This window comes from Nocardioides marmoriginsengisoli (assembly GCF_003725695.1).
Lineage (GTDB): Bacteria > Actinomycetota > Actinomycetes > Propionibacteriales > Nocardioidaceae > Marmoricola > Marmoricola marmoriginsengisoli.
On the sequence record NZ_RJSE01000012.1, the window covers coordinates 1 to 744 of the forward strand.

Genomic DNA, 744 nt, shown 5'->3' on the forward strand with positions numbered 1-744 from the left:
CGCCGGTGAAGGTGCCGATGGTGGTGCCGGCGTAGGTGATGGTGGCGGCGGAGACGCCGATCTGGCCGGCGCCGGTGCCTTGGTTGCGGATCTCGAGGCGGTCCTCGGCTTGGCCGCCGGCGCTGTAGTCGATGGTGAGGGTGCCGGTGGAGAAGTTGGCCGAGTCGACGTCGGTGACGGTGCCGGTCGCGGTGATCGGGGTGGCCGGGTCGCCCTCGGCGTAGGCCAGGGCGGCGGCTTCGAGGGCCGCGATCGTCGGAGCATCGTTGGCGGCCGCCACCGTGATGCCCTTGGTGACGGCGGCGCTGAGCAGGGTCCCGTCGTCGACGACGAAGGTGACGGTGCGGGCCAGGGTCGACGGCACGTCGCTGGTGTTCTGGTAGCGGACGGCCCGCAGGGCGGTCTGGTACGACGCCGGGCTCGCGGAGCCGGACAGGGTCAGCACACCGGTACCGGAGTCGAAGGACGCGATGATGCCGGCGGGCGGGCTCGGCAGCGAGAGGACGTCCTGCGCCGAGCTGTAGTTGCCGGTGATCTGGGCGGTGGCGCCGACCAGGGTGGCGCTGTCGGTATCCGTGACCGTGAGCCCGCTGTCGACGATCGTGGCGGCCTGGTTCTCGGTGTAGGAGGTGGCGCCCGCCGTGGTGGTCATGGCCGGGGCGTCGCCCAGCGCGATGACGTTGATGGTGCGGGTCGCCGGCGCGCTGGTGCCGCCGTCGCCGTCGGTGAGGACGAAGCGTGTGG

Annotated in this window: 1 protein-coding gene; it reads right to left on the reverse strand. The window is 72.3% G+C overall.

Annotated features, from left to right (window positions below; translation table 11 throughout):
* Nucleotides 1-744 (reverse strand): hypothetical protein (locus tag EFK50_RS22395; RefSeq protein ID WP_221177519.1); only part of this gene is annotated, 744 nt, incomplete at both ends.